This window comes from uncultured Gimesia sp., assembly GCF_963972345.1.
In the GTDB taxonomy this organism is placed as follows: domain Bacteria; phylum Planctomycetota; class Planctomycetia; order Planctomycetales; family Planctomycetaceae; genus Gimesia.
The window spans coordinates 21,865-44,967 of record NZ_CAXAVM010000034.1; the positions used below are offsets into that span (position 1 = coordinate 21,865).

The following is a 23,103-nucleotide window of genomic DNA, read 5'->3' on the forward strand; positions in this document are numbered from 1 at the left end:
TCGGAGGTGATTACGGTTTTCCGTACCGGAAAACTATTTCACCGTCTGTGTTTCCAGCGCGAACCAGGATTTATTCAGATAGCTGCAACTGCAGGCGGCGGAGGCATCGGGGACGAGTACCAGACCGCCGGCGGGGATCGCATTGATCCAGCAGCCCGGACGGACGCCTCCGTAGTTTTCGATGCTGTCGTTTTTATTGAAATCGAAATAGCCCAGCGTCGCCGACCGGAAGAACATCATGTTTTCGCAACTGGCGAGAATGCCGCAGCCGTAAGAACGTTTGAAGTTGAAAGGCTGGGGTTTGCCCGATTTCAAATTCCAGGCGCCGCCATGGGCATACACGGTGTTTCCGTTAATCAACGGTCGGGAGCTGTAGTTCGCTTTCGCCTCCCAGGTTTTTTCTCCCGTCGTACTGTTAAAGACACTCAAACGGCCCCCCTTTTCGGAGGAGAGCCGGAAGCTCGTCGGCTGATAGCTCATCAGCAGCGCGTCGTTCTCGGCACTGACGGCGATCATCGTGCCATAAATGTCTTCCTTGTTTTTCCACAAGACGTAACCATCGTGGATGCTCAGGCACAACAGTTGACCGGTGGCATGTTTAGCCGTTTTGGGAATCGGTTTACTGCGCGTCTCTTTGGTACGATCAAAATCGGCCAGCGGACGATCGATCAGGTACAGCCTCTCGTTGGCAATCGCAATCGCGTTGTGTCGAATCGAGTCTTCCGGCTCGTATTGCCATTTCAGTTTCCTGGTTTTGGTATCAAAGGCGAACAGCCGGGTCGATTCTGTCAACTGTTTCGTCATATCTCCCGTCGTCGCATGATAGCGATACGCGACCACATGATTCGGATCTGCGGCGGTGCCGATTAACATACCGTCGTGCCAGGCAATGTAGCCCCAGGGTTGTTTCGTTTTCTCTGCTGTGGAATCTTCGGAGGGAGGGACATCGAATGTATGCAGCAGCTCTCCCGTCGCAGCGTCCAGTTGAAAACAGCGTTCTTCATGTCGGATGAATACGGAATCGCCGCCCAGGCAGTAATTACTACCGGTTCCCGAAGCGCCCATCAATTCATCACCATCGTAGGCTGCCAGGACTCCCTCGATTTTAAACCGCCACAGTTCATGACCGTTATACGCATCGACTGCCAGCAGCCCATTATTGCCTTCATGAAACAGACGTCCTTTTGAGTACAGGGGGGCAGGACCGCGTCCGTGCCGCGAAGGAATGACGAAATCGAAATCCCGATACCACAACATACTTAACTGGCCGTTAATCAGTTTATCGTTACTGCACAACGTGTTGGCTGCATCCGCGTATTGATGCGTCCATTCGCCGGCACCCGCAATCGCGCCTCGTTTCTCAATTTTCAATTCACCCGGTTTCCCCAGACAGATCACGCCTCCATAAGGCCGCTGCAGGCGTTTGAGTTCCTGCTGAGGAAGCGCGGCGGGATCCTCGGTAAGGGATCTCCCCGAGACGACCAGGTTAGCGACTTTATTCGGTGTATTGGTTTGATCGAGCGAACGCTGCAGTACTGAGACGCGTGATCCATATACGCCTGCCGCCGTCAGCTTCTGACGGGCCTGCGCAACCAGTTCAGGATCGGCTTCGATGGCGATAATCCGCAACTGCGTACGGGTCGCCAGTTCATACGCTAAGGCACCATCACCACAGCCCACATCAAAACAGTACCCCTTCTCGATGCCGGTTCGTTCAACGATTTCCGCCGCCGCCCGGGAAGCCGCTGAATCAGCGGGGTAAGGTGACTTCTTCACCTGCGCGTCGTTATCGGAAGCGCGTACTGCCGTTTTATCACCGAACGCATAAAGCGTCCCGCGATCGGTGCTGACCAGCAGACGGGCGTTGCTGGCAGCCAGACCAAAAGCGGTGCCCTCCACCGGCGTGGACCACAGCGACTTACCGGTTTCCAGGTCAATGGTCTCAACCAGATTGGGGGCGCCGGAAACAATTTTGTCGCCCGCGATAATCAGCGCCGCGCTGGGATGTGTCTGCTTTACGGTCCAGAGCTGTTTCAAGGATTTTCCCTGCACCAGCTTGCCTTTGCGGTCCCGGCTTTCGGTATCGGCCCATTGATAACGGGAAATACTTCCCCGGCTCGCCTGCACCAGGCCATCCGGTGTTGCCACGGTCGGACCAGGTGCTGACTTCGCGATCGCTTCCCCGTCGGCTGCCTGAAACACCACGCCGCTGTTCAGAAACAGATCGCCGGACACAATCGTATCGCCGCCCCCCTGTGCCCGGTTTTTCTGCAGGTGAAAATATTCGAACTGACCGGTCAGGCGATTCATCGATGCTGGCACGGCACGACCGGCGGGCACCAGCAGGTGATCGCCGGCGACGGCCAGATAGCCTTGCGCCGAGATGCCACTGTTCGCATCGGCGCCCCCGTGGGGCTGAGGCATATATATCTGACCTGAATCCGTGTTCGACCAGACCGGCTTTCCCGTTTTCGCATTCAAAGCATGCAGAAAGATACCATCGCTGGGCCAGATTCCTGCAGCATAATAAACAGTATCATCGACGATCACGGCAGCGCCACGGGCTGGCCATTTGGAGATCACACGCTCGTTCCCCACCACCATCTCCGCACGCGGACCGCCACGATGTTTCCATAACAGGCTTCCATCGTCAACACTCAATGCGTAAAGAAAACCGTCATCACTGGTCACCAGCAGTTGATCCTGCCAGACCGTGGGAGCAAAACGCACGGGGCCTTCGGTGAAATATTCCCACACCGGTTTTCCTGTCTGCAGGTCGACCGCCTGAATTTTTCCGGTCACACTGTCGCCAGAGAAAACCCGATCATTGGCGATGACACAGTGATTCACACGATCGTAAGTCAGCCGTGTACTGCGTGGCCAGGCGGACTGGATTGCATGCGTGTTTCGAAGACGCCACTGCAGCGCCAGCTCCTCCGCCAGACCGTCTGTGGTGAATCCGCTGCGTTGTGCGTCGGCCCGGTAAGTGGGCCAGTCGGCTGCCTGCAGTCCCGCCTGACAGACGGTCAGACAACACGTCACCATTAAGAGAAGGCCTGCACGCTGGTTGAGAACGGCTCTTTTGTTTTTCATGCGCAATCGTTCCTGCTGCGGAATCGGTTCGTGTTAAAGTCGACGTGTGCTGAACCGGATATCTAAACATTCCCCGTTTCAGTTCCGTCATTTCTATAAAGCTCTCCTGCCGAGTGTATCACTCCTCAAACCGTCGCGAAACAGCAGACTGGCGTTGTTTTTCGTACTCTCTGCAGGATTCCGGCTTTGTTGAATTTGTGATGAATAAGCCGTGAAACTTCTCAGTATAACTCATGAAGAATGCAGAGAAAATCGTTTTGGAAAACAGCAGACTTCACCCGCTCACAGTTCGTCTCTTTCGACTGGATCGTGGAAGTAAAATGAAGAACCATCGATCAAGGCGACATCGTGGTGCAATTTTCGTGTTTTTTCTCGCACGGGAACACACAGGTTTGCTACAGTACACAATCGCGCAAACTCTATCTTGGGCCCTGTCAGGGAGTAACGTTACGATGCGGATTTTAATCGTCGGCGCCGGCATTGGTGGTATGACTCTGGCGGCGTTGCTCAAACAGCGGGGTCTGCAGCCAACGCTGATTGAACGGGCCGCCAACTTCGATCACGCAGGTTACATGCTGGGGCTCTGGCCGCTCGGGTATCGGGTGCTGCATGGACTGGGTCTGTACGACCGCTTCGCCGCCGACTGTGTCGAGTGCAAAGATTATGAAGTCCGCGACAATCATGGCGAACTGGTCAAGCACTGGTCGATGGCTCCCATCGCGGATCGCTTTGGGCCGAACCTGAGCTGCACGCGGCCGCAGCTGGTGAAACTGCTGCATTCCGCGCTCGACGGTGTCGACCTGCGGTTCAACACGTCGTTTCAATCAATCAGTCAGACGGGAGATGAAGTCGCGGTCCAGTTCAATGATGGTAAGATCGAAACCTTTGACCTGGTCGTCGGCGCGGACGGCATTCATTCCAAAGTCCGCCAGCAGGTGTTTGGCGAACAGCCTTATTATCACACGCACTGGGGAGGCTGGGTCTGGTGGGTTGACCCCGCGCAGCTGCCACGGGAAACGTTCTTCGAACACTGGGGCGCGGGCCGGTTCTTCGGCATCTATCCGACGAAGGACGGTGCCGGCGTATATGCAGGCGCACCGGCAGCCGGTGAGTTCGGCGAACCGGGACCGGGGCGCGGCGACCGCATCCGCGCACGGTTTGCCGGCATGGGGGAGCTGGCGGATACCTGCCTGGCGGCGTTGCCCGCTGACAGCGAAGACCTGTTTTTCTGGAAACTTTCGGACGTCCGTTCCCGCGACTGGGCGCGCGGCCGCGTAGTGCTGCTGGGCGATGCGGCCGCCGGTTTCCTGCCGACCGCGGGCATCGGTGCTTCCATGGCGATGGAGTCCGCCGCAGTGCTTGCCGATGAACTCTCCCGCACGAACAACCGGTTCATGGAACACGCACTGTCGCTGTATGTCAAACGCCGCCAGCACCGCGTGGAGAGCACACAGAACGATTCGCGGCACCTGGCAAAAATGATGTTCATCAAATCCGCCACCGTCGCCCACATCCGCGATGTCGCTACGAAATTCTATTCCCTCGAACAACTGGCCAGTTCGATCGCCAAAGCGTTCGACGAACCGATTTGACAGAGACCCGATTCAGCATGGACTTACTTAACCGATTATTGGGACACGACGCCTGGACGACACGACAGCTGCTCGAAATTTGTGCCACACTCTCGGACGAACAACTCGACCGGGAATTTGATATCGGTCACCGTTCACTCCGCGCGACGCTGCATCACATCATCTGCAACATGGAAATCTGGTCGACGTTGATGGCTGCAGAACCGATTGAGCCACAGAGCGATCAGAGCATAGCGGGTCTGCTCCAACGCCTGACGGTTGCCGCCACCCGCCTGGAATCGACTGGCAAACAAGTTGCTGCGGAACAAGCCTGGGACGAGGTCTGGATCGACGTCCTGGACGATCCACCCCGCGAAAAAACCTTTGGCACCGGCCTGGCCCACATCATCACTCACAGCATGCACCACCGCGCCCAACTGCTCTACCTGCTGCGCCTTTCGGGGGTGGAATCTCTGCCGGAAGGGAATGTTTTCACCTGGGAAACTCAGATTAAACGAGGCTGAAATATTTACTTCGCCAGATCATTTATCATTCGAGTGAATACATTATGAATCAAAAACCTGTTGAAACTATCGCAGCAGCTGGAAATACTGAAATCCCCTGTTATCTGGCAATTAAATCTCTGGGATTTGACATTTCCAAAGCTGAGGTGGATACAACACTCTCAGCCGCACAGTTATGGGTTGCAGAGAATTCTGAATTTCGTTTTCTTGCCTCAAGTCATCTGGAACTTCTGGGACTCATCTCAATGCGAAAGATACGTGGCCAGAACTGGAAAGCCGAAGACCGAGAAATTGATGATTACTTCGAGGAACATGAGTCCCATTCTTAAGATCTGCAGAAAGTCCTGCGTTCACACGATTGTTCTTTACTTTTGTGCACATACGCTATAATGAACTTTCGTCTCCCGGGGTGGCTCATTGCGTGCGCACTTGAGAGAACCCGCGCAGCACACAATTCTGTGAATGGCTTTGACACAAATTATTCTTTGAGGTGTCGGTATGAAGCAGCGACCTGTTTTTTTCACGTTTATTATGACTGTCAGTCTGTTGTCTTCAATCTTGATCGAAGCGGCTGAGCCGGTCTCCATGTCGGTTGCCGAGTTCTCACAACTTGATCAAGCTGCGCAAAAAACGCTATTACTCGACGTGTTTCAGAGACGACTGGAGCATTCAAAAAATCTTGCTTATGAAGTCGACCTGGATTTATTTATTCATGAGAATCAAGATGAACAGCCTGGTAAACTCCGAAGTTCGGGTCCGTTTCGACGCTGCCGTGAGTGGCGACTGGGAAATTCCTATCGCATGGATTCGGATATGTTTCGTCCCCAGGACAAACAGGCTTCTCAATGGATCTCCGATGGTTTTGATGGGAAAAAACGCGTTTCGCGCAGTACGTTTACGGATAAAACTCACAAGTATGGGCGAATCGATACGATCCATGACACGCTGCTCAGAGACAACCATTTTTTATTCTGGTTGAGCGGTGAATACCCCTCTCAGGAAATATTTCTGTTTCAGGATATTATAAAACACAAGGATGATTTCGATATCCAGACTCCCGTGGATGACAAGTTCGTTCAACTCACGATTGACTATCAGCCAAGCTGGAAAAAAGAGCCGGGTGGAAAACGAGTTTTCCTGCTGGATCCGAGCAAAGGCTTTTTACCAGTTCGTGGAACTTCCCGCTGGGAAGGAACACAACCAAATAGCGGACAGCGACAGTGGCGGATCGAACGATTTGTCGTTTCGGAAAGTAAACTGACAGGAGATGTCTGGATGCCCATTCAACTGAGAGAAGAAATTCTCGCTTCTCCTGCGCCAAAAACGATCGCAGTGCATGAAATAAAAGTAACTCACATCGAACACGGAAAAGTCAAACCTTCTGACTTGGTCGTTCCGTTTACCGAAGGCATGACCATCGTGGATGCCATCAAAGGTGTTACCTATGTCACCGACGAAGATGGAAAACCTGTCGGCCCCGTCAAGCCACTCAGTAACGGTTCCCCAGTCAATACATCGAAATGAATGGCTCACGAAACTCGCTTTGAATAAATCAAGTTCGTTTTCACATTCCATTTGAAAACCAGCCCCGGCTCTGTCAGACTGGTAGCAACCGTTTGATCACGGAAGCGTTGTTTCCGGCCATCTGTTTTTTCTGAGGAGTCTGTGATGCGAAGTTGTCTGAGGTTGTGGTCTCTCGTCATTTGCTGTCTATTGCTGTGGTCTGCTAAGCCAGTGGCTGCGGAAGAGCCAGAGCATATCGGGGCGCGGCGGGAGCTGTTTGTGGATGACTGGATGATTCACAGCCTGAACAACGCCCGGCAGGAACTGCATCATCCGCAACCCCAGGAAATCGCGATCACCTATGACGGGCCCGCGGAAGGCAATACCAGCTATTACGTGCGCATCCTCAAAGACGGCGACAAGTATCGCATGTACTATCGCGGCTCACATTATGACTGGGAACAACGCAAGCGCGGACATGCCGAAGTGGTCTGCTACGCCGAGAGTGATGACGCGATTCACTGGACCAAACCTGATCTCGGGCTGTTCGAGTTCGACGGTTCCAAACAGAATAACATTGTCTGGTCGGGCATCGGAGCGCATAATTTCTCGCCGTTCGTGGATACGAACCCGGCCTGCAAGCCGGACGAAAAGTTCAAGGCCCTGGGTCGCGGCAAAGGGGGGCTCTACGCGTTCGCCTCGCCTGATGGCATCCACTGGCAGTTGATGCACGACAAACCGGTGATCACCAAAGGGGCCTTCGATTCGCAGAACCTGGCATTCTGGGACGAGCATCGCGGCCGCTATGTCGATTTTCATCGCGCGTTCTCGAACAAAGTACGGGCCATCATGACGTGTACTTCAGATGATTTTCTCAAGTGGACGCCGTCCACCCTGATCGATATCAAAGACTCTCCGCCTCAACACCTTTATACGAACGCGACGATCGCCTACCCGCGGGCCCCGCATCTGTTTCTGGCGTTTCCCAAACGCTTCGTTCCCAGCCGAAAAGCGGCCTGGCATCCGGATCCGGAACACAATCACCCGGGCGTCAGTGATGGTGTATTGATGACGAGCCGCGACGGGAACACCTGGAAACGCTGGGATGAAGCCTTCCTGCGACCGGGACAGAACCGCGAACGCTGGTGGCAGCGGAACAATCACATCGCCTGGGGCATCACCACGACACCCAGCCCGCTGCCCGGCCATGTGCCCGAACTGTCGCTGTATGCGATTGAGAATTACTACGTCGGCCCCTGTCGTTTAAGGCGGTTCACGCTCAGACAGGACGGTTTTGTTTCGATCAACGCCCCCTATACCGGCGGCGAGATGACGACGCGGTTGATTACGTTCGACAAGTCTAAAGGGGATACGCCGGTCGAACTGGAACTCAACCTCGCGACTTCCGCAGCAGGCAGCGTGCAGTATGAACTGCTGGATGGAAGTGGCGAACCGATACCCGGCTTCACGCTGAAAGAGAGCGAAGAATTCTACGGCGACGAACTGGCACACACGGCGACCTGGAAAGGCAAAACCGATCTGAGCCAACTGGCGGGCAAACCGGTGCGGATACGTTTTGTACTGAAAGACGCCGACCTGTATTCGCTGCGCTTTCGCAATGAGTGAGATGTTGGACCTGTTGACAAGATTTCAATCTCTTAATTAAAGGAAGCGGCGATCATGTCTGCAGACATTTCTTCGGAGCTGAGTCGATATCGGTTTTGTGCCATGATTGTCGCGATTATATTGTTATTTCAGTTTAATGAAACCAAGTCTGAGTCGGAATCTTCCCTTATGTTTCCTCCGAAAGAAATGATGGGCAGCAGCTATGTACCACCCGATGACTCGAAATGGATTAACGAATTACCTGAAGATGAGAGAGGAAGATTTACAGCGAAACCATATTATTTGCCGGGAGATTTAAGTGACTGGTCACAGCTTTCTTTTTTGCAGGATCATAAATTGAAACAGGTGCGATTCTTTTTTATCGGTGACAAAGAACATCATGTAGATGTCACATTGAAAGACCAGGCCGTATGTCGAAAGCTGGCTTTGGCACTCAATAATCAATACATGTTTCGCAGCGCTGTTTCAGACATCGGACGAGGGGGTGGATCCTATGGTGGAGGCGCCTGCCTGGGTGTAATGCAGTTGCAGTTTGAAGGAGTTGAAGAACCGGTGATTATTGGTATCGCAAAAATTGGATTTTTCCTGGATCGTTTTTATGGAAGCACGCGGCAGACTTTTCACTCCAAATACCTGGCAGTGGTACTTGCAGATATACTGGAGAAGCACACTAAGTATCAGATGAATTCAGAATATATTGAAGCCCAGTCCGGTAAAAGATATTTCGAGTTACCCGCGAACCTGCTCAAAGACATGAAACCTTCACAATGAAAATCGGGATTCTGTCAGACTCACACAATCATCGGGAACGGACCGAGCAAGCCGTGACGCTGTTGCGTGAGGCGGGTGTGGAGGCACTGTTTCACTGTGGTGATCTGGCGAGCGAGGAAATCGTCGCGACCTGCGCGGTGCAGCCCTTTTATTTTACGTGGGGGAATCATGATGCCGACATGGTGCAAATTTTAGAACAGGCGGCGGAACAACATGGTGCGCACTGCCTGGGCTGGGGCGGCGAAGTGACGCTGGCGGGAAAACGCATCGCGGTTGTGCATGGCCATATCACCCGCGATCTGAAGCCGCTGCTGGAGGCGGCACCGGACTACCTGCTGACGGGGCATTCGCATCAGAGCCACGATTTTCATGTGGGCGTCACCCGCCGCATCAACCCGGGTGCGCTGTTCCGGGCGAAGGTGTTTACCGTCGCGGTACTCGATCTGGCGACTGATGAACTGGAACTGCGGGAGGTGGCGAGATGACATTGCCACGATTTCAGCTGCGCTACAATCGTTCGGGCCTGGGATGCTTGCTGGTATTTTTTGGAGCCCCGCTGCTCTTGATTGTGTTCTGGTTGTTCGTGCCGAAAGGCTGGCTCCTGCGCTGGGAATTGGAACTCCAGTTGCGTCGTTATGCCCGTTCAACGATTCAGATATCCGACCCTTCCGTGATCACAGTGCTGCAGGAATATTTGAAGAACGAGGACCATCAGATCAGAAGGACCACGGTTTCCGTGGCAGGCGATTTTATTGACTATCATCAAAACGAGAGTCGACCTCTGGTCACTACACTCTGCCAAATGGCACAGCAAGATCAAAGTATTTCCGTGCGGGTTTATGCGATAGTTACATTGCGAAAAGTCCATTTTTCGTCACCCGAAATCGATCAAACCATACTGACCTTGATTGATGATCCACATCAGTCTGTGCGGCTTGCTACCGAAGAGCTGCTGTTGACTCGCATAACCCGGGAACTGGAGATGTCACCGGAACTGTGCCGGGCCCGTAATCGGTTAAAGCCGTACCTGGAAGACAGTGATCCGAAACACAGTTCCACGAAAAGACTCAAAGAATTTCTGGAGCGATGTAAAATGAACGAACAGAATTAAAAGCCGGGCTTTCAGCTTCACCTGCGGGGCACACCTAAACAGATGCGAAAGCCGTCGCGGGAATCGGAGTAGGCCGGGCCCTGCAACCCTAAGCGGACGGCGCAGCGGGCATTGCCGGGGACGTCGAAGTAGTTACCGCCGCGACAGACGGGACGCGGGTTCTGTTCGACGACGTACAGTTCTTCGTGTCCCCCTTTGGGATCGAAATCGTCGAGGACAATTTCCCAGACGCCGCCACACATGTCGGCCAGCCCGAAACCGTTGCGACCTTTTTCGCCGTACTGATCGACGGGGGAGACGAAGGCAAAACCATCGCTCCACGGGGCATTCGCCAGCGGCCAGATTTTATTGCGGCCGGGCAGAAAGTCGACGGCGGAAATATTCAGACGGCCTTCACCGTCGCGAAGATCGTTGCCCCACCAGAAGTAGTGGCTCTCGCTGCTGCCGCCCCGACAGGCGTAAGCCCATTCGGCTTCGGTAGGCAGTCGGTATTCCAGTCCGTCCGGCAGTCGTCCTGCTTTGCGTTCGCGTTCCGTGAGCCATTTGCAGAAGGCGCGGCCGTCATTCCAGCTGACACAGACGACGGGATACGAGTTCCGTAGCGGGAAACCAAAATTTGGATCGCGCCAGCTTTTGCCTTTCATGGAGATCCAGGGATGCGGGGGTGCTTTGGCGGTGATCTTCCATTCGGGATCGAAGACCTGCGTCTCGCCGTCGGGTTGCTCGGCATCGGTGACGTAGCCGCTCTCCTCGATGAAACGTTTGAACTGTCCCACGCTGACTTCGGTGCGGCCCATCCAGAAGCCGTCTTTGACCTGCATCGGTCGCGGCTGTTCGCCTTCATACGATTCCCGCTCGGTACCCGGCGTCGCCCCGCCTTCAATGCCGGTCGCCCAGGCTTTCTCCTCGGGAGTACTGCCCATCATGAAATTGCCCGGCGGAATATACAGGACTTCCAGAGAGACATCGCCGCCCAGATCAATCTGTTTCACCGTCCCCTGCTTCGGCGGATCGGCGGCATGAGACGGGTTGCTGATTCCCCCTGCGAAAACAAGTGACAGGCAAAAGAGCGACAGACGGCAGACGCGGGAGATTCTCATCGGGGGGGTTCCTTGTTAAAGTATCACATGCTGGCAGGGCGTCTCAGGCAGGATCGAACTCTGAGGCATTGGATGTGTCAGAGCCTGTAGTATTCCTGAACTCACAACTAAAGGAAGTTAAGAAAATCCTACCAGACAGAACCGGCATGTCAACAGGCGAGTTGAAATGTCTGGGTTTGGATTCTTTTTTGTTTGTGATCACCCTACGGCAGAAAGGTGAAGCTGATGACTGTGCAGCAAAAACCGGATGGTTACTGGTACGGCGAGACTCATGCAGACCTGCGTCAGGAAATGACCCGATACAGTGAGTTGAACGGCTACCCCATTGACAATTTTGTCGACGTCGTTTGTACCTGCGGGAATGATTCATTTCTCTTTCGGACCGATCAGAATGAAGGGGTCGCACTGCGGATCTGCACTCAATGCGAAACAGAACATCTGATGGGTGACAGCGAGGATTATGCTGATGAAGCGGAAGTCGAAAAGCATATGTGTATGTGTTATGCTGAGGTCTTCCAGATCACAGCGGGCATTCATCGCTACCGTAACGCCGATGATACCCTGTCTGCAGATGTCAGGTGGCTTTATCTGGGTTGCCGCTGTGTGGACTGCGGCCTCGTCGGTAGTTATGCAGACTGGAAAAATGAATTCAACGGCTATGAAGCGCTCCTGTCCCGGATGTAATCTGTGGCCATCAGTTCGATATTTTGATTATTGACACCAGTGGCGGACCTGAGCGAAGTCATTTGACGGTTTCCGGTTTGCCTCATATAGTCAAGGTTGAAATTCCACAGCGTGCTCACGCTGTTTCGCAACTGCTACCTCCAACTTCCGGCAGAGCCATGATTATGAAATACTTTCTTACTATCTTGACCTGTTTCCTCGCTGTCATTCTCACAAGTCGTGTGGACGCGGATTTGAATCTGTATGTCAAACGCGATGCGGCGGATGGAAATGGAAGTCGGGAGAAACCCTTTTCCTCGATTGAGGAAGCGCGGGATCAGATTCGCAAAGTGCGGGAAAACGGACAGTTGAAACCGGAAGATCCTGTGACGGTCGACATCGAGCCGGGCGTTTATCCGGTTCGCAGTTCGCTGACGTTTGATAAAAACGATGGCGGCAGCAAAGGAAACCCGGTGGTTTATCGCGCGACACAGCCGGGGAGTGTGCGGATCCAGGGAGGTCAAACTCTGGATGCCGGCGCGTTTCAGCCGGTCACGGATGCGGCGATTCTGAAGCGGCTGCCTGAAGAAGCCCGAAAGAAAGTTCTGGTCTGCGATCTGTCGACCGTGAGCAAGGAACCTTTTGCGGAGTTCAAAGCCTCTTATCGGGGTGTCCCGGTCGGGCCGTGGCTGTATGTGAATCATCGACCGATGACACTCGCCCGCTGGCCGAATGCAGATGCGGCAGAGGAGGGCTGGGCTTCGTTTACAAAAGTTGTCGATAAAGGACTGCCCGATCCCAAAGCGAAAGATCCGGCGCAGCAGAAGGCACATCCCGGTTCGTTTGTGTTTGATAATCCGCGGCCTGCCCGCTGGAAGCTGGATGAGGGGGTATGGCTGCTGGGTTACTGGACGCACGACTGGAGTGACGAAGTTATTCGCATCGCCGATTACGATCCGCAGCAGAAAATCATCAGGCTGGCAGCTCCGCACAGTTACGGCATCATGGGGGGAACCTGGGGTGCGAAGGCACGTCGCTTTTTTGCGCTGAACGTGCTGGAAGAACTCGATTCGCCGGGGGAATGGTATCTCGATCGTAAGCAGAAGCAGCTGTACCTGTACCCGCAGGGAAAGCTGGACTACGCTGAGATTGTCCTGGCGACGTTAACGCAGCCTCTGATGCAGGTGCGGGGCACAAAACATATTCGGTTCGAAAATCTGAATTTCGAATTTGGTCATTCCGAAGGAGTTTCGCTGCAGTCGACCGAAGGCGTTGAACTGGCGGGCTGCGTCGTCGCGAACCTGGCGAGTGGCGGCATCTCGGTTTCGGGTACGCAGAATACGATTCGCAGCTGTGATCTGTACCACCTGGGAACGCGGGGCATCACGCTGAATGGCGGCGATCGCAAACAACTGCAGCGGGCCGAAAACCGGGCGATCAATAACCACATCCACGATTATGGTCTGTTTCAGCGAACGTATGCACCGGGCATTTACGCGGGTGGCTGCGGGCAGATTGTGCAGAACAACTGCATTCACGATGCCCCGCATAACGCCATTCTGTATGGCGGGAATGAGAATCTGTTTGAACGCAATGAAATTTATCGCGTGGTGATGGAGACCGGCGATTCGGGCGCGTTCTATACCGGTCGCGACTGGACCACCCAGGGAAACGTGTTGCGTCACAATCTGATTCACAACCTGGGGGGCGGCGATGCAGAGCATGTGAATACGATGGGCGTCTACCTGGATGACTGCGACAGCGGCGACACGATCGAAGGAAACATTTTCTATCGTACGGGGCGGGCCATCATGATCGGGGGCGGCCGCGATAACCCGATTCTCAATAACCTGGTGATTGACTGTCCGATTGGTCTGCACATCGATTCGCGGGGCATGACCTGGAAACAGTGGAATGACCCCCAGTCGGCCGGCTGGAACCTGGAAGAGAAAGCGGAAGCCATGAACTACAAAAGTCCGCCTTGGAGCACAGAGTATCCGCATCTGGCAAAGATCATGTCCGACTCGCCACGCGAACCCCTGTATAACCCGATTCGGCGGAATGTGTTTGTGGACTGCAGCAAAGAAGTCTGTCACATGGATGGCAACGTGAAGAAACTGCTCGGCAAGTTTGAGATCGAACAGAACCTCGCCGTGAACACGACAGGCGCGAAAAACGGCATTGCGATGACGAAAGACCTGAAAGGCTTCACCAATCTGAGCGGTTCGAAAAGCAAGCCGATCTCGCTGGGAATGGCTGTCGGCATTGACGGACAGCTGAAACTGCAGCAGGACCCGCGTCTGCTGAAAGCGAAAGCGTCGTTCGAAGCGATTCCCTTTGATCAGATCGGCCTGTATCGCGATGAATATCGAAAAGAATTACCGAAGCGAGATCCTCATTCCTATTAAACAGTTCAAACCATATTTTCATATTTGGCTGAGTGATTAATCGAAGAAATGACCGATGTCATATTACCCTGATTTAACTCCCTGTGATTACTTCGGATTCGACCATCAGGGTCATCTGTTAGCGGTGGGCTGGCTGGATGGTACTCAGGAATATTCTTCAGGGTCCGTGACAGAAGAAGATTATCGGCACTTGAGTATGCTGATTGAGACCGCTTTTCAACCCTTTCATTCCATGGGAGCTCATCAATGTAATCTATGTCAGTTTGATGGCGTCTCTGGCAATAAAAATATTTTCATCCCTGATAAAGGTGACATCCTCGTCGCACCGGAACTGATCCTGCATTACATTAATCAGCACCATTATCTACATCCGAAACGATTTATAACTGCGATGCGGCGAATTGAAAGTACTACTACCATGGATTATAAAAAACAACTATTGGCCAATCACGGTCAGTTTCTTCTGAAAGGCAATCAATCATAATCCCAAACCATATTTTCATATTCGCCTGGGTTCAGTAAAATCGATGCTGATTTGATGAACGAGCCATGCTGGCTCTCTTGAAGAATGGGGCATTTCGTGGCGCTGGATGATCTTTCTGTGCTTTCGCTGACGATTATAGACGCCGCGGATACGCTGGGTGTTTCGACAGCGTCGGTGCGCAACTGGATCAAGGCCGGTTATCTGGTCTCGACGGATCGGGGCTGTATCACCCGCGATTCATTCGACGGGTTCATAGAGAATATCGCCGGACAGGAGAAGCTGATTGCCCGGGCCAACAAATCGCAAAAAGACGGTCACGATCACGGTGCCCTTTCCAGCCGGTTTCGGCTACTGGTAAAGCAGGAGGAATTTGACAGTCAGCGGATTGGCGATGAGTACCAGGCATCGCTGTCGAACACATATCGTAACCAGGAAGGCGTCTATTATACGCCGGACTGGATTATTGAACGTTACTTTGCGGACCTGCCTGCAGATCGGCGGGCGTTGACATTTTGCGATCCCTGTTGTGGCTCGGGGAATTTTATTCTGGCGGCCCTCGATCAGGGTTTTGCACCGGAAAACATTTTCGGCTTTGATGTTGATCCGGTCGCGGTCGCGATTACCAGACGTCGAATCCTGGAACGGACCGGCTTTGATTCACCGAATATTCAACGTGCGGATTTTCTGAAGGCGAGTCTGCAGGGCAGGCCGCCTCGGTTCGATGTGATTTTCACAAACCCGCCGTGGGGGAAGAAGCTCAGTAAAGCCCAGAAGCAATCCTATGCAATTCAGTTCGCCGCGGGGAGCAGCAGCGATACCTGTTCGCTGTTTTTCTGTGCGGCCCTGTCGCGCTTGCAGCCCGGCGGTTATCTGGGTTTTCTGCTGCCTGACGCGTTTTTTAACGTCGCCGCGTTTGCCGATGCACGGGGGCGGGCACTGGCCCTGGATATCAAATCGCTGATGGACTTTGGGAAACCGTTTCCCGGCCTGGTGACCAAGGCCAAAGGAATTGTGCTGCAGAACCAGGCAAACCGGAATCAACCGATTGTCTGCGAAGGACTGACTGATACCGCGGTGCGGACTCCCGCCTCATTTCAACAGAATCCGAAAGCGATTCTGAATTTCTCCTGTTCCCCGCAAGCGGCGGCAGTGATCGCGCATCTGTATGAGGTGGAGCATCTGACACTGGCCGACCATGGGCGTTTCGGGCTGGGGATCGTCACCGGAAATAATAAGAAATATTGTGTCGCTTCGCCGCGCGCTGGTTATCTGCCCGTGTATAAAGGCGCGGATCTGCAACCGGGGTTACTGCGGAAGCCTTCCGTGTTCATTCCCACTGATTTCTCGCTGTATCATCAGGTGGCTCCCGAGGAACTGTATCACGCGCCGGAAAAACTGATCTATCGCTTTATCTCGTCGCGCCTGGTCTTTCATGTAGACACAGCACAGTCTTATTTTCTGAACAGTGTGAATATGCTAATCCCGGCGCCGGAGTTTCCAATTACGGGCCAGCAGCTCTGCCAGCTCTTGAACAGCCGCGTGATGAACTGGCTGTTTCAATCGATCTTCGAGACGCATAAAGTGCTCCGCGCCGATATTGGCGTCCTGCCGATTCACACAAAATACTTCGAACAGCACGAGGAATTTGACGAAGCCGCGTACGCGAACTTCCTGGGTATTGAAGAAACAATCGAGGGTGACTATCGCATTAAAGGGCGGGGAAAGGGAGCGTGATGAACACCGAACTGCTGCATGCGAATTTTGGCTGGTTACACGCGCCCCCGTTTCCGCCGGCCTGTTGTCATTGTCTGATCATACGCAGTGAAGCGGGGCTGATGCTGGTCGACACGGGGATCGGCATGCTGGATATCAAGGCGCCTGAAGAACGTGTCGGCAGGGAAGCAATGCAGGACGCCGGCTTTCAGTTTATCGAATCGGTGACGGCTCTCGCACAGATTCAGCAGCTGGGTTATTCGGCAACCGATGTGAGCGATATCATGCTCACGCACGGCGATCCCGATCATGTGGGAGGCCTGGCCGATTTTCCCGAGGCTCGCGTTCATCTGGCAGCGGAAGAGAAACAGCAGCTGGAAACTGACGATCCCCGCTATCGCAGCGCGCAGTTTTCGCATCGTCCTCACTGGGTGACCTACGACATCAACGACGCCGACTGGTTCGGCATGCCGTCCCGCTGTGTGGATACCGCCGTGAATATCGACGTCCGGCTGATTCCCCTGCCCGGTCATACCAGCGGCCACTGCGGAGTGGCGGTGCAGACCGAGGATCGCTGGTTCCTGCATGTGGGGGACGCCTATTACCTGCGGGGAGAACTGACTGACCCGCAACATCCGATCGGCGAACTGGCCGCGTTCCGCGCGACCGATAATGCCCAACGGCTCCACTCACTGGCGCGACTTCAAACATGCATCAATGAGCATAGCAACGCATTCGACTACTGCGGCTATCACGATACAAGCGAACTGCCCGAATCCGTGCCTGGGTTCGAAGAGATTCGCTGATTTGAAAAATTCCTGTTGACACACCTACAATGCGTAGGTATTAATTACCTACATAACGTAGGCACAACGGATTTAGGAGTTGGACATGGCGAAAGCAGATACCACGCCGCTGACGGAAATTCAGCGCGAGATGATGGAAATCGTATGGCAACGCGAGGAAGTGACGGTGAGTGAAGTGCGGGAAGCGTTGTCGGCACATCGTCCGCTGGCCCGCAATACCGTGCAGACCATGCTCGTACGTCTGGAAGAAAAGGGCTGGCTCAAACATCGCGAGCAGGGGCGGACGTTCGTCTATTCCGCAAACCGACCCCGCACGGTCTCGCTGGGTGCTAAAGTCTCGCAGATGGTGGATCGCCTGTTTTCCGGTTCCCCCGAGGAAATGGTGACTGCGCTATTGGAGTACCGGGGCCTGTCTGCCGACGAAGCCGAACGCATTCGTGCCATGATCGAAGCAGCGGAAACAGAGCCCACGCAAAAACCCAAACGACAGAGGTAATTCCCATGATCGCATTTGATTTCTGGAAGCCCGGTGATCTGCTCCTGCTGGGGAGTATGAATGTGTTGCTGCAGGTGACATTCGTGACAGCGACCACGCTGCTGCTGGCTCTGTTTCTGCGGCGTAACCCGGCGGTGCGGTATGGACTGTTGTGTGCGGCGTTGATCCTGGTCCTGCTGGCTCCGGTGATCACGCTGGTCATGCAGTCTTACGGAACGAGTCTGTTGACCTTCTCGCTGGAAACGGAAGGTTCGGATGCCCGCTCTGGTACTGAGGTGAGATACGATCCGGTCGCAGTCGATGCATTGCCTTTGAATTTCTCTGCCGATAATCGCGAACAACAATATGCAGCACAGACTGCGTTACCTGATCCGACCGAACCGGGCACCTTAAAACGGGAACTGCATTCCGGATCGGTGCTGGAGTTATCCAGAACACCAAAAAAATCAACGCTTGTCGCAAGTGTTGTCCCGACAAAGGAAGCAGAGGCGGTTCAGACACTCCGCATCACGCTGCAGGGTGTGCTGCTCATCTGGATTGCAGGCACCATCATCGCGCTGATCAGACAGCTCACGGGCTGGTACCGACTCACCGCCATTTTGCGTTCTGCGAAATCCAACTGTCATTCTTCACTGGCAGAGTCCTTCGCAGAAGCGGGACGCCTGTTTCCACACAATCGACTGCCGGAACTGGTTTTATCAGCGCATGTATCCGGGCCTGTTTCTGCCGGTTTATTCAGGCCGCGGGTCATTTTTCCTGAACAGCTTGCCGACCAGATTGCTCCCAAGGCATTGCGGGATATTTTCATTCACGAAATCGCGCACAGCGTCCGCCGCGACCAGGTGATTCTGTTGATTCAAAACCTGGTGTCAGCGTTGTTCTGGTTGCAGCCGCTGGTGAAGTTCCTGAACCGACAGCTGGCCCAGGCGCGTGAAGAAGTCTGCGATAATTACGTGCTGGAGAAAACGGACGCGAAAACGTACAGTCAGACGTTGTTCACGCTTGCCAGCCTGATTCAGAGTGAGCGATTTCTGCCCGGTGCGATTGGCCTGTTTACCTCGCGCTGGAAGCTCGAACATCGAATCGCCGGCCTGCTTGACCGGAAACGAAGTCGCTTAACCAGGCTCACAGGAAAGAAGCTGCTGTGTCTGCTCGCACTCTCATTATGTATGACAGCCGGTCTCGCAGCGGGAACCTTCACAACGGCGGTCGCACAAACTAAGGAATCAAAAAAGTCCGAACCCGTAGCGAAAGGCATCATCGTTCGCGGCACGATCACCACCCACGAAGACAAACCGGCGGCAGGGGCACGCGTAGAGATCATCGGGTTGAAACCTGTGGATGAGACAATACCCGATCGAAAAATGCTGGCAGAAGGAGTGGCGGACAAAGCAGGTCATTATGAACTGACGCTGCCTGTGGATGTGCCGAAAATGTATACCGAGATGAATATCCTCGCACGGACCGAGCACTCCGGTTTATTATCACGGAACAGAAAATGGCAAGGTGATTCCATGACCGTCGATCTGAAACTTTTCAAACCATCAAATGGTGTCATCCAGTTCGTCGATGCGAAAGGACGGCCTGCGAAACATTTGTCGCTGGAGATGGAACGGCGCAACATCAAAATCTCGGCACCTCCCGGTGCGGTCATTCAACCTTTGCAGACTGCTGATAAGCCGGCCAAACGCCCTCAGAATATAATGCACTTGGCCCCCGATTCCATGCTGATCCTCATTCCCCGCAAAACCGATGACCAGGGCAAGCTACTGCTTAACATGTTTGATCTGCGAAGAGGAGTCACCCTGAAAGTGACCGGCTCGGAACAATTCGCTCCGCAGTGGGTGAATATCAATACGGGTCAACCCGAAGAACGCAGCAAACACGACGGAACGTATCGTGACATTGTCCGAAACATCAAACCGGGAGAGACGTTGACAATTCCCCTCGCGCCGGCTCAGTGGTTTTCAGGCCGGGTTCTACTGGGCGATACGGGGAAACCAGCTGCCAACACGCGGATTAAAATCTGGGCCAGTCAGCAGGAACCTTTTGGTTCGATGGTTTCGATTGAAGGCAAGACCGACGAGGAAGGAAACTTTCGGTTGAATCCCCGTCCGGGAATTCGATTCGGAATAGTCGCATATCCCCCGCAAGGGACTCCCTACCTTACCCGGGAAATAAAAGATCTGCACTGGACTCCTGAAACTTCGAAAGAGATTGAGATCAAACTCGACAAGGTCGTACTGGCAGAAGGTTTCGTCCGCGATGCAAAGACCGGCCAGCCGTTAGAGGGAGCCGCGGTCCAGTATTATCCCGAGCGGGCTAATAAACGATACACGGAAGACATCATCACCGGCTGGCAGAGCATTCAGAAAACCGACAAAGCAGGCAAGTTTCAGATTCCTGTTTTGCCGGGTCCGGGATCACTGCTCGTACACGCTGCCGAACGAAAATATATTCTGCAGGAACAGGGTTCCCGGGAATTACACGAAGGAAAACCGGGAGGCACCCGGGTCTATGCTCACGCGTTTCAGAAGATCAATCCGCAGATGGGTAAAACGCTCGAACCGCTCGAGATTACCCTGCAATCAGGAGCCACGGTCGCAGGCACACTGGTCGATCCGTCCGGTAAACCCGTGCAACAGGCGCTGATGATTTCGCGATTGAAGGTCGCGCCTACTTCGCCCGACTGGTGGCGCGGTGAGTCGGACAAAGTGCAGAACGGAAACTTCAAGTTGGAAGGACTGCGCGAAGGGGAAGAATACCCGGTCTATTTTCTGGATCCCGAACGTCGGCTGGGCGCTGCAGCACTGATCAGTTCGAAAAACCCTGCGCCCCGAATCGTGCTCCAGCCGTGTGGCTCTGCCACCGCAAGATACGTGGATCAAAAAGGAAAACCGCTCGTTGATGAAATGCTGGGGGGTTTGAGAATGATCGTCACATCGGGGCAAACTCATTATGATCTGCAGGCGATTCGAAGGGGAGAAAAACTGGCGGACGAAGCATTCGTCGTCAATATTGACCGCTTGAATTATCAATCACCGGCTACGACGACCACCAGCGCGCAGGGGAAACTGGATTTTCCCGCACTGATTCCCGGTGCTTCTTACCGGCATGTGATTATTGTCGACGGGCATCCTCAAATCACCCATGAGTTTGTCCTGCAGCCCGGAGAGCAGAAAGATCTGGGTGAGATCGAAATCCACCTGAACGAGTGAGGAACGCTTACTTCCTTTTAGTGCTTGTAAATTTTGTGGCGGGGGCGGTCGGAGAGGATTTCTTCTTTGCCCCAGTTGGTGACAGCGCGGAAGGCGTCGCTCTGGATGAAGTCTTTGAAGGCCTGCTCGTCCGACCATTCGCTGGTGATCATGTACGAGGCATCGTCGGCAACATCTTTCCACAGGTTGGAACTGTCGTGCCCTTCCGCTTCATTCAAAGCAGCAAGCACGCTGGCGAACTTTTCTTCAAATGATTCCTGTTTGCCTTCGATAACGTGGTAATTCATGCCAACGGTGATCATGGCTTGATCTGCTCCTGAAAAATATGGTCTGTTAAAATTGCTGCGCTCATATTAGTACACAATCGTCAGGTTCACAATCATCATGAGCAGAGTACTTGATCAACCCCGCCGAGAAATCTGCGTTTTCTTTATTATTTCCATTCTGAACGCGATTCCCATTTTTTAATGCCGTCACTGGGGAATTCAGTTATATAATGCTACTTGCGGGCCTGAGTTCTAATCCTATTTTCCATGCGAGAAACTCGGTCCGGATTACCTGAAATTCCTGTTTCACCAGATATTCATCTAACCGGGAATCTTCAAATGGACCAACATGGTACAGACTGGTATGCAGCGGCATTGCAGAACCTGACAGAGACTGTGATTGCGGTCAGTCTTCAGGAACAGGTCATGCTTTTGAACTCCCCCGCCGAACAGTTGACCGGCTGGAAACAGAGTGACGCGCTGGGCAAACCGGTTTCTGAGATTCTGGAGTTTTCAACTAAGTCTCAGACGCTCGACCACAGTCTTCTGCTGGCGCCGGTTCTGCAGTCTGGCCGGACAGTCAATATTCCCGACTGGACGTTCCTGCAGGAAAGCCATGCCGCAGAACATCTCATTTCGGGTCAGATTTTACCGGTACGGGAGAAAAATGGAACAATCATCGGCGCCCTTTATCAGCTGCATACCAAATCTGCTGGAAAGAGCACTCAGCCGAAGCTCGGGCTCAGTGAACACGATTTACACACCTTTATTGAAAACGCGCCGATCGCGATTGCTTTATTCGATCAGCAACTGCGGTATCTGGCAACGAGTCAGCGCTGGCTGGAAGATTACAGTCTGGTCAGTGAGCACCTGCTGGGACGCACGCATTATGAAGTCTTCCCTGAGATCCCCGAGCACTGGAAAACAGCACATCAGCAGGCACTGGCTGGTTCTGTCTTACGTGACGAAGAATGTTTTGTGCGCGCGGATGGTTCGCTGCAGTGGCTGCGCTGGGTGATTCAGCCCTGGCATGAATCGCCGGAGATCATTGGTGGTATCGTGATGCTGACCGAGGATATCACGGAGCGGAAGTTACTGGAAATAGAAAACCGGAAACTGCTGGAACAGTTCGCCGCGTCCCAGAAAATGGAATCGATTGGCCGACTGGCCGGCGGTGTGGCGCATGATTTCAATAATATGCTGAATGTCATTTTAGGTCATGTGGGACTGGGTCTGCTGGACATCGATGAAAAACATTCCCTGCACGACCATCTCGTAGAAATTCGCAGTGCCGCCGAACGTTCTGCAGAACTGACGGAGCAATTACTGGCCTTTGCCAGTCGTCAGGTGATTGAGCCCCGACTGCTTGATCTGAATGAAACCATTGAAGATATGATCAAAATGCTGCGGCGGCTCATTGGTGAAGGAATCGAATTTGTCTGGCTGCCGGGTTCTTCGCTGGGGCTGGTCAAAATGGACCCCTCACAAATCGATCAGATCCTGGCCAACCTGTGTGTGAATGCCAGTGATGCGATCTCCGGCATCGGGAAAATTACGCTGGAGACACATAACGTGGAATTTGATGAAGCATACTGCCTGGAACATCCGGGTTATCTGCCTGGCAAATATGTGCAACTGGTGGTAAGCGATAACGGTACCGGCATGGATCAGGAGACGTTGAAAAATATTTTCGAGCTGCTCTGTAGAAAAGGTCTTGTCAGTTACAAGATCATGATGTTATGCGTGATGG

General features: G+C 53.6%; 19 protein-coding genes. 16 read left to right on the top strand and 3 right to left on the bottom strand.

Annotated elements, in window-relative coordinates:
• Positions 1 to 33 precede the first annotated feature (33 nt).
• Positions 34 to 3,093: a PQQ-binding-like beta-propeller repeat protein gene (locus AACZ40_RS08320; RefSeq protein ID WP_291173937.1), complete on the bottom strand. Its 3,060-nt coding sequence runs from the start codon at positions 3,091 to 3,093 to the stop codon at positions 34 to 36.
• A 452-nt stretch (positions 3,094 to 3,545) separates the two neighbouring features.
• On the opposite strand from AACZ40_RS08320, the gene AACZ40_RS08325 reads away from it, so the two are divergent.
• From AACZ40_RS08325 to AACZ40_RS08360, 8 genes are all read left to right on the top strand, one after another.
• Positions 3,546 to 4,685, top strand: a complete 1,140-nt coding sequence (locus tag AACZ40_RS08325; RefSeq protein WP_291173934.1) for an NAD(P)/FAD-dependent oxidoreductase — start codon at positions 3,546 to 3,548, stop codon at positions 4,683 to 4,685.
• Between the two features lie 17 nt (positions 4,686 to 4,702).
• Complete coding sequence (locus tag AACZ40_RS08330; protein ID WP_291173931.1) at positions 4,703 to 5,188, top strand: DinB family protein; 486 nt, start codon at positions 4,703 to 4,705, stop codon at positions 5,186 to 5,188.
• 44 nt (positions 5,189 to 5,232) lie between these two features.
• Entirely contained in the window at positions 5,233 to 5,517 is a 285-nt protein-coding gene (locus AACZ40_RS08335) for a hypothetical protein (protein ID WP_291173928.1), read from the top strand.
• Positions 5,518 to 5,686: 169 nt separating this feature from the next.
• Positions 5,687 to 6,712, top strand: a complete 1,026-nt coding sequence (locus AACZ40_RS08340; protein WP_291173925.1) for a hypothetical protein — start codon at positions 5,687 to 5,689, stop codon at positions 6,710 to 6,712.
• Positions 6,713 to 6,856: 144 nt separating this feature from the next.
• Positions 6,857 to 8,317: a hypothetical protein gene (locus AACZ40_RS08345; RefSeq protein WP_291173922.1), complete on the top strand. Its 1,461-nt coding sequence runs from the start codon at positions 6,857 to 6,859 to the stop codon at positions 8,315 to 8,317.
• Positions 8,318 to 8,371: 54 nt separating this feature from the next.
• The gene (locus AACZ40_RS08350; protein WP_291173920.1) at positions 8,372 to 9,088 is read left to right on the top strand and encodes a hypothetical protein; all 717 of its coding nucleotides are present in this window, start codon (positions 8,372 to 8,374) and stop codon (positions 9,086 to 9,088) included.
• Positions 9,085 to 9,573 (top strand): metallophosphoesterase family protein, encoded by a 489-nt coding sequence (locus tag AACZ40_RS08355; RefSeq protein WP_291173917.1) that lies wholly within the window; start codon positions 9,085 to 9,087, stop codon positions 9,571 to 9,573. The genes AACZ40_RS08350 and AACZ40_RS08355 overlap by 4 nt, the downstream gene beginning before the upstream one ends.
• Positions 9,570 to 10,199, top strand: a complete 630-nt coding sequence (locus AACZ40_RS08360; RefSeq protein WP_291173914.1) for a hypothetical protein — start codon at positions 9,570 to 9,572, stop codon at positions 10,197 to 10,199. Before AACZ40_RS08355 ends, AACZ40_RS08360 begins: the two co-directional genes overlap by 4 nt.
• A gap of 17 nt (positions 10,200 to 10,216) precedes the next feature.
• On the opposite strand, the gene AACZ40_RS08365 is transcribed toward AACZ40_RS08360, so the two are convergent.
• Positions 10,217 to 11,299 (bottom strand): SUMF1/EgtB/PvdO family nonheme iron enzyme, encoded by a 1,083-nt coding sequence (locus AACZ40_RS08365; RefSeq protein WP_291173912.1) that lies wholly within the window; start codon positions 11,297 to 11,299, stop codon positions 10,217 to 10,219.
• Between the two features lie 225 nt (positions 11,300 to 11,524).
• Between AACZ40_RS08365 and AACZ40_RS08370 the strand changes: the two genes are divergently transcribed.
• The 7 genes from AACZ40_RS08370 to AACZ40_RS08400 all read left to right on the top strand — a co-directional run bounded on the left by AACZ40_RS08370 (position 11,525) and on the right by AACZ40_RS08400 (position 21,087).
• Positions 11,525 to 11,983, top strand: a complete 459-nt coding sequence (locus AACZ40_RS08370) for a hypothetical protein (protein ID WP_291173910.1) — start codon at positions 11,525 to 11,527, stop codon at positions 11,981 to 11,983.
• A 164-nt stretch (positions 11,984 to 12,147) separates the two neighbouring features.
• Positions 12,148 to 14,370, top strand: a complete 2,223-nt coding sequence (locus AACZ40_RS08375; protein ID WP_291173907.1) for a right-handed parallel beta-helix repeat-containing protein — start codon at positions 12,148 to 12,150, stop codon at positions 14,368 to 14,370.
• A 55-nt stretch (positions 14,371 to 14,425) separates the two neighbouring features.
• Positions 14,426 to 14,854, top strand: a complete 429-nt coding sequence (locus tag AACZ40_RS08380) for a hypothetical protein (RefSeq protein ID WP_291173904.1) — start codon at positions 14,426 to 14,428, stop codon at positions 14,852 to 14,854.
• A gap of 84 nt (positions 14,855 to 14,938) precedes the next feature.
• The gene (locus AACZ40_RS08385) at positions 14,939 to 16,588 is read left to right on the top strand and encodes a TaqI-like C-terminal specificity domain-containing protein (RefSeq protein WP_291173903.1); all 1,650 of its coding nucleotides are present in this window, start codon (positions 14,939 to 14,941) and stop codon (positions 16,586 to 16,588) included.
• A complete protein-coding gene (locus AACZ40_RS08390) occupies positions 16,588 to 17,373 on the top strand; it encodes an MBL fold metallo-hydrolase (RefSeq protein WP_291173900.1) in 786 nt (261 codons plus the stop codon). The genes AACZ40_RS08385 and AACZ40_RS08390 overlap by 1 nt, the downstream gene beginning before the upstream one ends.
• An 85-nt stretch (positions 17,374 to 17,458) precedes the next feature.
• Complete coding sequence (locus tag AACZ40_RS08395; protein WP_291173897.1) at positions 17,459 to 17,869, top strand: BlaI/MecI/CopY family transcriptional regulator; 411 nt, start codon at positions 17,459 to 17,461, stop codon at positions 17,867 to 17,869.
• 5 nt (positions 17,870 to 17,874) lie between these two features.
• Complete coding sequence (locus AACZ40_RS08400) at positions 17,875 to 21,087, top strand: M56 family metallopeptidase (RefSeq protein ID WP_291173894.1); 3,213 nt, start codon at positions 17,875 to 17,877, stop codon at positions 21,085 to 21,087.
• A gap of 17 nt (positions 21,088 to 21,104) precedes the next feature.
• Here AACZ40_RS08400 and AACZ40_RS08405 read toward each other — a convergent pair whose 3' ends face one another.
• Positions 21,105 to 21,389 (bottom strand): antibiotic biosynthesis monooxygenase, encoded by a 285-nt coding sequence (locus AACZ40_RS08405; RefSeq protein WP_291173890.1) that lies wholly within the window; start codon positions 21,387 to 21,389, stop codon positions 21,105 to 21,107.
• Between the two features lie 303 nt (positions 21,390 to 21,692).
• Between AACZ40_RS08405 and AACZ40_RS08410 the strand changes: the two genes are divergently transcribed.
• Positions 21,693 to 23,103 (top strand): PAS domain S-box protein (locus tag AACZ40_RS08410; RefSeq protein ID WP_339674001.1); only part of this gene is annotated, 1,411 nt, incomplete at its 3' end.